The 14,771-nt window shown below is 51.4% G+C and carries 12 protein-coding genes; 3 read left to right on the plus strand and 9 right to left on the minus strand.

Annotation, left to right across the window (positions count from 1 at the left end; translation table 11 throughout):
• Positions 1-4 precede the first annotated feature (4 nt).
• The 7 genes from rffC to trxA all read right to left on the minus strand — a co-directional run bounded on the left by rffC (position 5) and on the right by trxA (position 7,563).
• Positions 5-739: a dTDP-4-amino-4,6-dideoxy-D-galactose acyltransferase gene (gene rffC / locus AACU55_RS05195; protein WP_134706786.1), complete on the minus strand. Its 735-nt coding sequence runs from the start codon at positions 737-739 to the stop codon at positions 5-7.
• Complete coding sequence (wecC, locus tag AACU55_RS05200; protein WP_037035450.1) at positions 706-1,968, minus strand: UDP-N-acetyl-D-mannosamine dehydrogenase; 1,263 nt, start codon at positions 1,966-1,968, stop codon at positions 706-708. The genes rffC and wecC overlap by 34 nt, the downstream gene beginning before the upstream one ends.
• Positions 1,965-3,095 (minus strand): non-hydrolyzing UDP-N-acetylglucosamine 2-epimerase, encoded by a 1,131-nt coding sequence (gene wecB / locus AACU55_RS05205; protein WP_013577533.1) that lies wholly within the window; start codon positions 3,093-3,095, stop codon positions 1,965-1,967. The genes wecC and wecB overlap by 4 nt, the downstream gene beginning before the upstream one ends.
• Complete coding sequence (gene wzzE / locus AACU55_RS05210) at positions 3,092-4,144, minus strand: ECA polysaccharide chain length modulation protein (protein ID WP_134706787.1); 1,053 nt, start codon at positions 4,142-4,144, stop codon at positions 3,092-3,094. Before wzzE ends, wecB begins: the two co-directional genes overlap by 4 nt.
• Before the next feature lie 44 nt (positions 4,145-4,188).
• Entirely contained in the window at positions 4,189-5,274 is a 1,086-nt protein-coding gene (gene wecA, locus AACU55_RS05215; RefSeq protein WP_015690588.1) for a UDP-N-acetylglucosamine--undecaprenyl-phosphate N-acetylglucosaminephosphotransferase, read from the minus strand.
• A 287-nt stretch (positions 5,275-5,561) separates the two neighbouring features.
• Positions 5,562-6,821, minus strand: coding sequence for a transcription termination factor Rho (gene rho / locus AACU55_RS05220; protein ID WP_013577536.1), 1,260 nt, complete (start codon positions 6,819-6,821; stop codon positions 5,562-5,564).
• Between the two features lie 415 nt (positions 6,822-7,236).
• Positions 7,237-7,563 carry a thioredoxin TrxA gene (gene trxA / locus AACU55_RS05225; RefSeq protein ID WP_013577537.1) on the minus strand — a complete coding sequence of 109 codons (327 nt, stop codon included), beginning with the start codon at positions 7,561-7,563 and terminating at the stop codon, positions 7,237-7,239.
• Between the two features lie 117 nt (positions 7,564-7,680).
• Between trxA and rhlB the strand changes: the two genes are divergently transcribed.
• Both rhlB and gppA read left to right on the plus strand, forming a co-directional pair.
• Positions 7,681-8,973, plus strand: coding sequence for an ATP-dependent RNA helicase RhlB (rhlB, locus tag AACU55_RS05230; protein WP_134706788.1), 1,293 nt, complete (start codon positions 7,681-7,683; stop codon positions 8,971-8,973).
• 6 nt (positions 8,974-8,979) lie between these two features.
• A complete protein-coding gene (gene gppA / locus AACU55_RS05235) occupies positions 8,980-10,470 on the plus strand; it encodes a guanosine-5'-triphosphate,3'-diphosphate diphosphatase (RefSeq protein WP_013577539.1) in 1,491 nt (496 codons plus the stop codon).
• Positions 10,471-10,547: 77 nt separating this feature from the next.
• Here gppA and rep read toward each other — a convergent pair whose 3' ends face one another.
• Complete coding sequence (gene rep / locus AACU55_RS05240; RefSeq protein WP_013577540.1) at positions 10,548-12,572, minus strand: DNA helicase Rep; 2,025 nt, start codon at positions 12,570-12,572, stop codon at positions 10,548-10,550.
• A gap of 175 nt (positions 12,573-12,747) precedes the next feature.
• On the opposite strand from rep, the gene ppiC reads away from it, so the two are divergent.
• A complete protein-coding gene (ppiC, locus tag AACU55_RS05245) occupies positions 12,748-13,029 on the plus strand; it encodes a peptidylprolyl isomerase PpiC (protein ID WP_015690589.1) in 282 nt (93 codons plus the stop codon).
• 89 nt (positions 13,030-13,118) lie between these two features.
• On the opposite strand, the gene ilvC is transcribed toward ppiC, so the two are convergent.
• The gene (gene ilvC, locus AACU55_RS05250; RefSeq protein ID WP_013577542.1) at positions 13,119-14,594 is read right to left on the minus strand and encodes a ketol-acid reductoisomerase; all 1,476 of its coding nucleotides are present in this window, start codon (positions 14,592-14,594) and stop codon (positions 13,119-13,121) included.
• Positions 14,595-14,771 lie beyond the last annotated feature (177 nt).

Below are 14,771 nucleotides of genomic sequence, written 5' to 3' on the forward strand. Positions count from 1 at the left end.
CGTTTCACCTGTACAACCAGTACGCCGTGCGGATAACTTTGCCACCGCTGGCGAGATAAAGATTTAAGGCCGCGATATTGCCGGTTTGCGTGGCCACATACATTCGCGACACGCCCTGTTCAGCACACCATTTTTTCGCAGCCGCCATTAACTTTTTGCCCGCTCCCTGCCCCTGATATTCAGGTCTGACAGCCAGCAGGCCAATTCTTGCTTCGTCTTGCGAAATACGACGCAAGGTGACAAAACCCTGCGCATTGCCCTGCTCGTCATCGGCCCAAAGGCAAAGATGGTCGAACGTACCCAGCACCGCCTTTTCCGCCCACATCGCATAGAAACGGGCGCTGTCATCAGGCTGATACCAGGGCGCGCGAAAACGGCTGAGATGAAAAGCCTGACGGGCAATCGCGGTCACATCCGCAATATTGTCCGGTACCGCCAGACGCCCGGCCGTCAGCGCATTATCTTGCGTCGTCACCGCGACACAAATGTCCGTTTCACCTTCTGCCAGCCGGAAACCCAGCGCAGAAAGTGCGTCCAGCGTGTGCGTTTGTGACGCATCCACTTTCGCCTGCACCAGCGCATATTGTTCCAGCCTCTGCGGCGTGATTTCACCGGCAGAGGCCTCTGGCGTCAGACGCGCACTGTTGAGCTGGAAGAAATCACTCTCCCATTCGAGCGGGGCGATATTGCCGTGCAAAGGCAGGTTTATCGCCATACGCCTTTGGTATCCACAATCCATGACTGCCGGACCTGATCAGCAGGGATCGCTTTGAACGGCTTGTGATCGACTAACATCACCAGCAGATCGGCTTCTGCCAGCGCGCGATCAAGGGGATGTAACGTCACTTTGTCCGCCAGAGAAGCAGGAAGCTGATGCACGTTAGGTTCAACCGCCCAGGTTTCACCTGAATGCCAGTCAGCAATCAGATGGGTCACTTCCACTGCCGGACTTTCGCGGAGATCGTCAATATTCGGTTTAAACGCCAGACCAAAGCAGGCGATTTTGATGTCGGCCGCACGTTTTCCCGTGGTGGTCAGGCAATCTGCCAGTGCCGCTTTCACGCGCTCCACCACCCAGTGCGGTTTGCTGTCGTTCACTTCACGCGCCGTGCGGATAATTCTTGCCAGCTCAGGGTTTTGCGCAACAATGAACCATGGATCGACCGCAATACAATGCCCGCCCACACCCGGACCCGGCTGCAAAATATTTACCCGTGGATGGCGGTTCGCCAGGCTGATCAGTTCCCAGACGTTAATGCCCTGCGCATCGCAAATCAGCGACAATTCGTTAGCAAAGGCAATGTTTACGTCACGGAAACTGTTTTCCGTCAGCTTGCACATTTCGGCAGTGCGGGAGTGGGTAATAACACATTCACCTTCGAGAAAAATGTTATACAAATCGCTGGCACGCCGTGAACAAACTGATGTCATGCCACCAATCACGCGGTCATTTTTAATCAGTTCAACCATCACCTGCCCTGGCAACACACGCTCCGGGCAATAGGCAATATTGATATCGGATTGCTCACCGGCCTGCTGAGGGAAGCTCAGGTCAGGGCGGACTTCTGCCAGCCAGGCGGCCATTTGCTCTGTCGCACCCACCGGTGACGTGGATTCCAGAATGATCAGATCGCCTTTTTTCAGAACCGGCGCCAGAGAACGTGCAGCAGATTCGACGAATTTCATATCCGGTAGATGATCGCCCTTAAATGGCGTCGGGACAGCGATCAGGAAAGCATCCGCAGGTTCAGGCTGAGTCACTGCCCGCAAAAATCCCGCATCAACCGCCTGTCTGACCAGAAGGTCGAGATCGGGTTCAACAATGTGGATCGCACCGCGGTTAATCGTCTCCACGGCATGCTGATTGATATCAACACCCACCACCTTTTTCTGGCGTGAGGCAAAAGCGGCGGCGGTTGGCAGACCGATGTAGCCCAGTCCGATAACAGAGATAGTGTTAAAACTCATTGTGATACCCAATGATTTTTCAATGCGTCAAGAATGTGGCGGCAGGCATGCCCGTCGCCGTAAGGATTGTGCGCCCGGCTCATGCTGTTGTATTCGTTTTCATCGTTCAGCAGACGGTTCACTTCCTCGACTATTTTAGCGGGATTTGTACCCACCAGCCGGACTGTTCCGGCATCAACCGCTTCCGGACGTTCTGTGGTTTCACGCATCACCAGCACGGGCTTGCCCAGTGAAGGCGCTTCTTCCTGCACGCCACCGGAGTCGGTCAGGATCAGATAGGCTTTATCCATCAGATAAACGAACGGCAGGTAGTCCTGAGGGTCGATCAGCACGATATTGTCGATGCTTTGCAGAATGCGGTTCACCGGTTCGCTGACATTGGGGTTGAGATGCACCGGATAAACAATTTGTACATCAGGGTGCTTGCACGCAATTTCCGCCAGGGCCGAGCAAATCCGCTCAAAGCCTTCGCCAAAACTTTCACGGCGGTGGCCCGTCACCAAAATCAGCTTTTTGTTCGCATCAAGAAATGGATAGTTATCAGCCAGTTGCTGGGCCAGCGAGGCATCGCTATTAAAGCGGTCGCGAACCCAGAGCAGTGCATCAATCACCGTATTTCCAGTAACAAAAATATTCTCTCCGGCAATATTTTCCCGCTGCAAATTGGCACTGGCATTCTCGGTGGGCGCAAAGTGCCATTTCGCCAGATGGCCTGTTAACAGGCGATTACCTTCTTCCGGCCACGGAGAAGACAGATCTCCGGTACGCAGGCCTGCTTCAACGTGCCCGACGGGGATCTGGTGATAAAACGCCGCAAGGCTGGCGGATAACGTCGTGGTGGTATCACCGTGAACCAGCACAATGTCAGGCCTGAACTCATCCAGAACAGGCTTAAGCCCGGTCAGGATCCGGCTGGTAATTTCTGTCAGACCCTGCCCTGGTTTCATGATGTTGAGATCATAATCCGGAGTAATTTCAAAGAGGCGCAATACTTGATCGAGCATTTCACGGTGTTGAGCCGTCACACAAACTTTAGATTCAAAAGCCGCATCCTGCGACAAAGCAAGCACCAGCGGGGCCATTTTGATGGCCTCCGGACGAGTGCCGAAAATCGTCAACACTTTCACAATGTGTTTCTCTTATTTTTACGGCGAGTCAGGGCAACACCAGCCCCGATTAAACCACCGACAATGCCCCACATAATCATCAGTAATGCCCGGCGCGGGCTGTCACGTTTTACAGGTTCTTCAGGCGTTCTCAAATAACGATAAGTCTGGAATTTTGCCGTAAGCGTTGGCCCGACGTTGAGGGTCGACAGCATCGCACGGTTCTGATCGTAGTCCAGATCATACCCCGGACCGGATGCTTGCAGTAATTCAAGACGGGCCTTGAGCATGGGCACACCCAGCAGGAACATATCGGAATCCGGTAATTCTTCAGCGGGCGTGTCAGTCACACTTTTATGAATGTTTTGCTGCTGAGCAATCTTCATTGCCTGCTCAGTATTATGCGTGGTGCGCTTGAAAATAGTCTGAGCAACTTCTTCCTGACGTTTGACCTGCGCTTTCATTGACTGCGTTCGTGCCGCCCACGCACCTTCCAGTTCATCATACAGATGCTGTGCAGCACGCTGGCTGGCAAAATCGACATACTGGCGCAAAAGCTTATTAGCATCAGCCGCGTTTTCCGCAGTGAGTTTCACAATATCGTTCGGCACTTTCGGTACATCACGGGCAGTAAACTGAATGTCATTGATCATTTCATCCAGCAGAACGGCATCAGCACGCGCAACATTTTCCTGACGTTGCTTGTAATAAGGGCTATGCAGCCAGAAATCCCGGCGGGTGTCATAAGCCGCGAGTTGCATGACAAACTCGTTGTAGGCTTCATCAGAAATGGGTGGCCTGCTGGCGTCTGACTGCGGCGCGTTATGCACATCCAAATTACGCAGAAACTGTGCCTGCGAGAAATAGGACGAAAGATTATTGACCGTAGGTCGATCCGTGATCGCCGTGGAACTCCACTCCTGTTTCATCAGGTAAGACGAGCCCAGGGCGATTAAGGCAAAGAGTATCGCCAGACCTGCAATCCAGAATTTTCCGTTCCATAAAGTGCAGCACAACCCACGGATATCAAGCTCGTTCTCGATGGCGTGTTCGTTCTGGTTTCTCATCATTTCTGGTTTATCCACAGCCAGTATGCCCTTGCTTAAAAGAGTGATTATTGATTAGAGGAACGGCGCAAACGTCTTTTAACCCGTTTAATAAACCGCGCCACGCGCCAGGCGTGCTTGATGCAAATGCCGTACACCAGGAAGGCAACGAAGAATAAAGCCAGCATTATCCATTCGGGAACAAAACTCAGATGTTCGCCCACCACGCCAATCCCCGCCAGAATGGCGGCAGCGACGGTAATTAAGACGAAAGCCTGGCGAGAAGTAAAACCTGCACGCATGATCAAATGATGAATGTGCTGACGATCCGCTGAGAACGGGCTCATTCCTTTGCGAAGGCGTCGGTACATGATGGCAACCATGTCCATCAGGGGAATAGCGATAAGCCAAAGTGCCGTCACCGGATTCATCGGATGAGATTCACCTTGCGTACTTTGCAGGAGGATCCAGATGACAGTAAACCCTATCAGCGTGCTGCCAGCATCACCCATAAAGACTTTGTAACGGGGCCCTAAAACACCCAGATTGAGTAAAATATAGGGGATGATCGCGGCAATCATCGCGAAGCACCAGAACGCGAGTTCCATGTGTCCGCTGTCGTACATGATAATGCCTAACGAGCCAAAGCTGACACAAGACAAGCCACCCAGTAAGCCATCAATACCGTCGACCATGTTGAAGGCATTAATAGCAGCCCAAACGGCAAACAGGGTGACAAGATAGCCAAACGGGCCTAATACCATTTCCCAGGGACCAATCAGATGTCCGAGGCTGCGAAGAGTGAGGTTAGCAAAACTCATCATCGCAACAGCGACCACAGCCTGAACCATCGCCCGGGTTTTGACACTGATATCGAAACGGTCATCCAGACCACCGACTAATACCAGTAGTCCGGCGCAGGCAAGGTAAAGATAGCCATGGGGGATGGTATAACTGGTGATCAGAAAGGCAAAGCAAACGCCAGCAAATACAGAGATCCCACCCACCAGTGGGATCAGTCCCTGGTGACGCTTACGAAAATTTGGCTTATCAACAAGTCCGATTTTATTCGCTACCTTCCGGGCAACGAATAAAAAGAGGAATGAAAATACGAAAACAACAGCTAGCTCAGTACTCATATTGAGTAAATTCACAGTTAAGAATTCTCTTCTGCAAAAATAAGGTGTGTGGAGTCGAAAGCATCATAAACCTCACAGCCTTAAATCATATCCTATGGTGGCAGTTATGGTTTTGTCTCGGGCAAGACCTTATCTGCTGCCATTTCTTGGGCAATCAACCGACAAAGTAAAGAAAGGGCACGTGGAAAACCATCAGCTATTATCCGAATAGTCTGACAATCTTCCCAAAGTAGCATTATGGTAGCCACCAAAAGCAAAAAACGCCACGACTGTGCGTGGCGTTGATCTGACGTTACACCAAATTACGAACGTTTCATCATGTCGAAGAAGTCGTCATTTGTCTTAGTCATTGCAAGCTTGTTGATGAGGAATTCCATCGCATCAATCTCACCCATCGGATGAATGATTTTACGCAGGATCCACATTTTTTGCAGTTCTTCAGAAGTGGTCAACAGCTCTTCTTTACGGGTACCAGAGCGGTTGTAGTCGATGGCAGGGAATACACGTTTTTCAGCGATTTTACGCGCCAGATGTAATTCCATGTTACCGGTACCTTTAAATTCTTCATAGATAACTTCATCCATTTTAGAACCGGTATCGACCAGCGCAGTAGCGATGATGGTCAGGCTGCCGCCCTCTTCCACGTTACGCGCAGCACCGAAGAAACGTTTTGGACGGTGCAAGGCGTTGGCGTCCACACCACCGGTCAGTACCTTGCCTGAAGCCGGTACCACGGTATTGTAAGCACGTGCCAGGCGGGTAATGGAGTCCAGCAGAATGATCACATCTTTCTTATGCTCAACCAGACGCTTCGCCTTCTCGATCACCATTTCGGCGACCTGAACGTGTCGGGATGCCGGTTCGTCAAAGGTGGAAGCGATAACTTCGCCTTTCACCAGACGCTGCATCTCGGTCACTTCTTCCGGACGTTCGTCAATCAGCAGAACCATCAGTACGCAATCAGGATGGTTATACGCAATGCTGGTCGCGATGTTTTGCAGCAGCATGGTTTTACCGGCTTTCGGCGGCGCAACAATCAGACCACGTTGGCCACGGCCAATTGGAGACGCTAAGTCCAGTACGCGAGCGGTCAAATCTTCTGTTGAACCGTTACCCCGTTCCATACGCAGACGTGAATTTGCATGCAGAGGGGTTAAGTTTTCAAACAGGATTTTGCTGCGGGCGTTTTCTGGTTTGTCGTAGTTAACTTCGTTAACTTTCAACAGGGCAAAATAACGTTCACCTTCTTTAGGTGGACGGATTTTACCGGAAATGGTGTCGCCAGTACGAAGGTTGAAGCGGCGGATTTGGCTTGGAGATACGTAGATGTCGTCGGGGCCTGCGAGGTAGGAACTGTCTCCGGAGCGGAGGAAACCAAATCCATCCTGCAATATCTCCAGTACGCCATCACCGAAGATGTCTTCTCCGCTTTTCGCATGCTGCTTCAATATTGAAAAGATAATGTCTTGCTTGCGCATGCGGGCCTGGTTTTCCAGTCCCATATTTTCGCCGAGTGCAATCAGGTCAGAGACCGGCGTATTCTTTAATTCGGTAAGATTCATAATGGTGGGTTCTTAAACTCGGGGTATGTCTCGAACATCTGTCGTGAATGGGTATGGCAGGGTCATCCATGCCTGTTTATTGTATGACACTTAAATAACAGCCCGGAAATCCAGCCGCAGGTAGTCGCTCGCGGGCGATTCTTGAGGGATAGTGCTGATATTGAAGGTGTCTTAAAGCCGATTTTGTCAAAACCGTTAGATGGTCAAGCACAGTGCCAGTTCAATTTAATTATTATTCAAAGAAACTTTATAGGCAGATGTTTTTGACACAACAGAGTAAAACGTAAGAATCAAACTACAGGTAAGCTCTATTTGCAGTAAGCGTAAACTTAGCACGCTTCTTGACAGGCGTCTAGCGGACAATGTGAAAAACACGACAGCCCGCTAAACACCTGGCTTGGGTCATCCCGACCGATTACAGATTAGCTGTTAAGAACTCTTTCAGCTGACCTTTCGACAGTGCGCCAACTTTAGTTGCTGCGACTTCGCCGCCTTTAAATAACAGCAGGGTAGGAATACCACGGATGCCGTATTTAGGTGCAGTACCTGGGTTTTCGTCGATATTCAGTTTCGCGATGGTCAGCTTGCCTTCGAACTCAGTGGCAATTTCATCCAGAATTGGAGCGATCATCTTACATGGTCCGCACCACTCTGCCCAAAAATCGACCAGCACCAGCCCTTCGGCTTTCAATACGTCGTTGTCGAAACTGTCATCGGTCAGGTGAATAATTTTATCGCTCATGTTTACTCCAAAGGATTATCTTTACCTTGTTGATGTAGCATTAACCAACATCAGGTTGACTTTATTTCACCGGATACGCTTTCGTAAAGCAATAGTTAGCTGATATTCTACCACACTATGAGCAAAACACACTTGACCGAACAGAAGTTTTCCGACTTCGCCCTGCACCCGCTGGCAGTAGAAGCCCTTGAAAAGAAAGGGTTCCATTACTGTACTCCTATTCAGGCATTGGCATTGCCAATCACGCTCGCTGGGCGTGATGTTGCAGGTCAGGCGCAAACCGGTACCGGCAAGACGCTGGCTTTTTTAGCGTCTACTTTCCATTATCTGCTTTCTCACCCTGCTGCGGAAGGTCGTCAGACTAACCAGCCGCGTGCCTTGATCATGGCACCTACGCGTGAACTCACGGTGCAGATTCACTCCGACGCCGAAGCATTATCTGAATCTACCGGGCTGAAATTAGGTCTGGCGTATGGCGGCGACGGTTACGACAAACAGCTTAAAGTGCTGGAAAGCGGCGTGGACATCCTGATCGGAACCACCGGCCGTTTAATCGATTACACTAAACAGAACCACATCGACCTGGGCGCGATCCAGGTGGTGGTACTGGATGAAGCAGACCGTATGTTCGATCTGGGCTTCATCAAAGATATCCGCTGGTTGTTCCGCCGGATGCCTCCTGCTAATCAACGCCTGAACATGCTGTTCTCAGCAACGCTTTCCTATCGTGTGAAAGAACTGGCGTTCGAAAACATGAATAATGCCGAGTCGATTGAGATCGAACCGGAACAAAAAACGGGCCACCGTATTCAGGAAGAGCTGTTCTATCCTTCAAATGAAGAAAAAATGCGTCTGTTACAGACGCTGATTGAAGAAGAATGGCCGGATCGTTGCATTATTTTTGCAAACACCAAACACCGTTGTGAAGATGTCTGGGGCCATCTGGCTGCCGACGGACACCGCGTCGGTTTGCTGACCGGTGACGTCCCGCAGAAAAAACGCCTTCGCGTTCTGGAAGACTTCACTAAAGGCACGCTGGATATTCTGGTTGCGACCGACGTTGCTGCCCGTGGTTTGCACATTCCTGCCGTGACACACGTCTTTAACTATGATTTGCCTGACGACTGTGAAGACTACGTGCATCGCATTGGTCGTACCGGCCGTGCGGGTCTGAGTGGTCATTCCATCAGCCTGGCGTGTGAAGAATATGCCCTGAATCTGCCAGCGATAGAAACCTATACCGGCCACAGCATTCCGGTGAGTAAATACAACAGCGATGCGCTGTTAACTGATTTGCCTCCTGCAAAACGTCTTGCCCGCTCGCGCACCGGTAACGGCCCGCGCCGCAACAGTAATTCGTCTTCACGTCGCAGCAGTGCACCACGTAGCAACCGTAAACGTCCGGGCTGATAACCTATGTTAAGTTCCACCTCACTGTATGCAGCGATTGATCTGGGCTCTAACAGCTTTCACATGCTGGTTGTTCGTGAGGTGGCAGGCAGTATCCAGACCCTCGCCAGAATTAAGCGCAAAGTGCGTCTGGCAGCCGGTCTGGATAAACAAAACCTGCTTTCTCAGGAAGCGATGCAGCGTGGCTGGCAATGCCTGAAACTATTTTCTGAAAGATTGCAGGATATCCCGCGCGACCAAATTCGTGTGGTTGCCACCGCAACGCTGCGTCTTGCCAGCAATGCCGATGAGTTTCTGGGTAAAGCTCAGGCAATTCTCGGTTGCCCGATTCAGGTCATTACCGGTGAAGAAGAAGCACGTCTGATTTATCACGGCGTTGCTCACACCACGGGCGGGCCAGATAAACGTCTGGTGGTCGATATTGGTGGTGGCAGCACCGAACTGGTGACCGGCATTGGGGCTCAGGCCACCACGCTTTATAGCCTTTCGATGGGCTGCGTCACCTGGCTCGAGCAGTATTTTGCAGATCGAAATCTGGCAAAAGAAAACTTTGATCAGGCTGAACAGGCTGCGACCGACATGATCCTTCCTGTGGCACCTGAGCTGATTGCCAATGGCTGGCAGATTTGTGTCGGCGCTTCAGGTACCGTGCAAGCCTTGCAGGAAATCATGGTCGCTCAGGGCATGGATGAACGCATCACTCTGCCTAAACTTCAGCAGCTCAAACAGCGCGCCATTCAGTGCGGCAAGCTGGAAGAACTGGAGATTGAAGGTCTGACCCTTGAACGTGCGCTGGTTTTCCCGAGCGGACTGTCTATTCTGATCGCCATTTTCAAAACGCTGAACATCGAAATGATGACACTGGCGGGTGGTGCACTGCGTGAAGGTCTGGTTTACGGCATGCTGCATTTGCCGATCGAGCAGGATATCCGTCAGCGTACGCTGCGTAATCTGCAACGCCGTTATCTGCTGGATAACGAGCAGGCCGAGCGTGTGGCGCAACTGGCTGAGAACTTTTCGCTGCAGGTGGCTCAGGAATGGAAGCTGGATGCCCGTGCCCGTGAACTGCTCAACAGTGCCTGCCTGATCCACGAAATTGGGCTGAGTGTCGATTTCAAGAAAGCACCGCATCACGCAGCCTATCTGATCCGTCATCTGGATTTACCGGGTTTCACGCCGGCGCAGAAAAAACTGCTGGCGACGTTACTGCAAAACCAGAACAACATGCTCGATTTACCGTTGCTCAATGAGCAAAACGCCGTGCCGCCGCGTCAGGCACAACGTCTTTGTCGTATTCTGCGCCTGGCGATCATATTTGCCAGCCGTCGTCGCGACGACACACTGCCTGCTGTGCGTTTACGTGCTAATGATGATGAACTGAGTGTGATTGTGCCGCAGGGCTGGCTGGAACAGCATCCTTTGCGCGCTGAAGAATTAGAGCAGGAAAGCCACTGGCAAAGTTATGTCCACTGGCCGCTGTTTGTCGAAGAACAGTAATGAGCAGTTGTAAAACGTTAGAAAAGCAGAGACCTGATTCATCAGCCTCTGCTTTTTTAATGGCTCATGCTTAATGGCTAATTGCCGCCTTTCGCTTTCGCCAGTTGCTCGCGAATTTTCTCCAGATGGCTTTGTCCTTTCACCATGCGTTCCTGCGCACTTACCACTTTGCGTTCGCTTTCCCAGGCCAGGTCATCCTGCGGTAATTCCAGCAGGAAGCGGCTCGGTTCCGGACGGATCAGCTCGCCGTACTGACGGCGTTCGCGACAGAGTGTAAACGTCAGCTCTTTTTGTGCCCGGGTAATTCCCACATAAGCCAGACGCCGCTCTTCATCCACGTTGTCTTCATCGATACTGCTCTGATGCGGCAGCAAACCTTCTTCCATACCGACCAGATACACATACGGGAACTCCAGCCCTTTCGAAGCATGCAGCGTCATCAGCTGAACCTGGTCCAGCTCTTCGTCGTTCTCACCGCGTTCCATCATGTCACGCAGCGTGAAGCGGGTGACCACCTGCGTGAGCGTCATTGGCTCATCCAGATCAGTACCCTCAAGCATTTCCGTCATCCAACTGAACAGCTGATTAACGTTTTTCATGCGCATTTCAGCCGCTTTCGGGCTTGGCGAGGTTTCAAACAGCCAGCTTTCATAGTCAACGCCGTGGATCAAATCCCGGACAGCCGCAACCGGCTCACGTTCGGCCAGCTCAGAGATATTACCCATCCAGTGCGTGAAACGTTGCAGGGATTCCAGCCCGCGTCCGGTCAGAGACTGGCTCAGTCCCATATCAAAACTGGCTTTGAACAGCCCTTTGTTGCGCTGATTGGCCCACTCCCCCAGTTTCTGCAGGGTGGCCGCGCCGATTTCACGACGTGGCGTGTTAACGATGCGCAGGAATGCGCTGTCGTCGTCCGGATTGGTCAGCACACGCAAATAGGCCAGCAGGTCTTTAATCTCCGGTCGGGAGAAGAAGGACGTGCCGCCGGAAATCCGGTACGGGATGCGGTTTTGCATCAGCATTTTTTCAAACAAACGCGACTGGTGGTTACCACGGTACAAAATCGCGTAATCGCCATAAGCGGTTTTGTTGATGAAATGATGAGCAATTAGCTCACCGACCACCCGCTCGGATTCATGATCTTCATTATTCGCCGTCACGACCTTCAGCGTTTCGCCATAAGCCAGTTCAGAGAACAAGCGCTTCTCGAACACATGCGGATTATTGGCAATCAGAATGTTGGCGGCTTTCAGAATACGCTGGGTGGAACGGTAATTTTGCTCAAGTTTGATGACCTGTAACTGCGGGAAGTCTTCTTTCAGCAGCACCAGGTTTTGCGGTCGTGCGCCGCGCCAGGAGTAAATCGACTGGTCATCGTCACCAACAACGGTGAAACGTGCGCGGTTGCCAACCAGCAATTTCACCATCATGTACTGGCTGGTGTTAGTGTCCTGATATTCATCGACCAGCAGATAACGCAACTTGTTCTGCCAGCGTTCACGCACTTCTTCATTACTTTGCAGCAGTAACGTAGGCAACAGGATCAGGTCATCGAAGTCGAGAATATTACACGCGCGCATATGATCGTGATAAAGGCTGTAGCAGTGCGCAAAGATTTGATCACGTTCAGATCGCGCCAGCCCGGCGGCATGCGAAGGATCAACCAGATCGTTTTTCCAGTTGGAGATCGTGGAAACCAGCTGCTGCAATAATGTTTTATCGTTCTCCAGCCATTTTTCGCTCAGCTCTTTCAGCAGCGCCAGCTGGTCCTGATCATCAAATAAAGAGAAGTTAGATTTCATCCCCAGGGCAGCAAATTCGCGTTTGATGATTTCCAGCCCGAGCGTGTGGAACGTTGCAATCAGCAAGCCCCGCGCTTCTTTGCGACCGAGGGTTTGTGCAACACGCTCTTTCATTTCACGCGCGGCTTTATTGGTAAAGGTGACAGCCGCAATGTGACGTGCCTGATAGCCACATTCACGGATCAGGTGTGCGATTTTATTGGTAATTACACGGGTTTTACCGGAGCCAGCCCCCGCCAGAACCAGGCAGGGTCCGGTGACGAATTCGACGGCGTGTTGTTGGCTGGGGTTTAATCGCATGGCGTATTTTTGCTCACCTGATAGACAAGGACGGCGATTGTAGCAGAAACATCGCCTGAGATTGACAGGCTTTAAGGCGCAATTTGTGATGTATGGAATGCAGGCCGGATTCCCCCCGCAGTGTTTCAGATGTTACATTACGCCTCTGGAAACACTCTCGCAAAAAGGTCTTATCATGGCAAAAACTGCCGCAGCAATGCATATCCTGGTAAAGGAAGAAGCACAGGCACTTGATCTTCTGGAACAACTGAAGAACGGTGGCGATTTTGAGAAACTGGCTAAAAAACATTCCACCTGTCCGTCAGGCAAGAAAGGCGGCCATTTAGGTGAATTCAAGCAAGGCGCAATGGTGCCAGCTTTCGATAAAGTGGTTTTCTCTGCGCCGCTGATCGAGCCACAGGGCCCGCTGCACACTCAGTTCGGTTACCACATCATTAAGATTTTGTACCGCAACTAAGTTCTGCCTCAGACAGAACCAAAAGAAAGGGCACCGCATTTTCATGCAGTGCCCTTTTTATTTCTATTTCATACCTGAGGGTTAATGAATTAACTCGCTACAGCAATGCGTTTCATATCGGTCATATAGCCACGCAGGGTGCGGCCGATGGACTCAATCGGGTGATTGCGAATCGCTTCGTTAACATCGCGCAGCTGCGCGTTATCAACCTGAGTTTCGGCAACTGATTTGCCCAAATCGCCTGCCTGCAGAGTGGTCATGAACTCTTTCAGCAACGGTACAGCAGCGTTAGCGAACAGGTAGTTACCGTATTCAGCCGTATCGGAGATTACCACGTTCATTTCGTACAGACGCTTACGTGCAACGGTGTTGGCGATCAGCGGCAGTTCGTGCAGTGATTCGTAGTAAGCAGATTCTTCGATGATGCCGGAAGCTACCATGGTTTCGAAAGCCAGCTCAACACCTGCTTTCACCATCGCAATCATCACAACACCGTGGTCGAAGTATTCCTGCTCGGAGATTTTACCTTCGAACTGTGGCGCGTTTTCGAATGCAGTTGCGCCCGTCTCTTCACGCCACGTCAGCAGTTTCTTATCGTCGTTCGCCCAGTCAGCCATCATGCCGCTGGAGAATTCGCCAGAGATGATGTCGTCCATGTGTTTCTGGAACAGCGGCGCCATGATCTCTTTCAGTTGTTCAGACAGCGCATAAGCACGCAGTTTCGCCGGGTTAGACAGACGGTCCATCATCAGCGTGATGCCGCCTTGTTTCAGCGCTTCGGTGATGGTTTCCCAGCCGAACTGCAGCAGTTTTTCTGCGTAAGCTTCATCAACGCCGTCAGCAACCAGTTTGTCGAAGCACAGCAGAGAACCCGCCTGCAACATGCCGCACAGGATAGTCTGCTCGCCCATCAGGTCAGATTTCACTTCGGCAACGAAGGAAGATTGCAGAACACCTGCACGATGGCCGCCGGTTGCTGCTGCCCAGGCTTTAGCGATCGCCATGCCTTCGCCTTTCGGGTCGTTTTCCGGGTGAACGGCGATCAGTGTTGGTACACCGAAACCACGTTTGTATTCTTCACGCACTTCGGTACCCGGGCATTTCGGCGCAACCATCACCACGGTGATGTCTTTACGGATTTGCTCGCCCACTTCAACGATGTTGAAGCCGTGGGAATAGCCCAGTGTTGCGCCGTCTTTCATCAGAGGCTGAACCGCTTTCACTACCGCGCTGTGCTGTTTGTCTGGTGTCAGGTTGATAACCAGATCTGCCTGCGGGATCAGCTCTTCGTAGGTACCGACTTTAAAGCCGTTTTCGGTCGCTTTACGCCATGAAGCACGCTTCTCAGCAATCGCTTCTGCACGCAGGGTGTAGGACACATCCAGACCGGAATCACGCATGTTCAGCCCCTGGTTCAGGCCCTGTGCGCCACAGCCTACAATCACCACTTTTTTACCTTTGAGGTAGCTGGCTTCGTCCGCGAATTCATCGCGACCCATAAAGCGGCATTTGCCCAGTTGTGCCAGCTGCTGACGCAGGTTCAGTGTGTTGAAATAGTTAGCCATGTCTTGCTCCGTTCTATCGAGGTAAGTGCTGTTATTTTTTGTTTCACCGGTGAGCCGGTGAACGCCGTGAATTCACTATATGTCATGTGACACATTGCTTAAATTGATATATTACGAAGATGACGTTGCAAATTATGCAATATACTTAGCCTGTCATCTGTGAAACCAAAGAGCCGG

This window comes from Rahnella sp. CJA17(1/100), from assembly GCF_963881615.1.
Lineage (GTDB): Bacteria > Pseudomonadota > Gammaproteobacteria > Enterobacterales > Enterobacteriaceae > Rahnella > Rahnella aceris.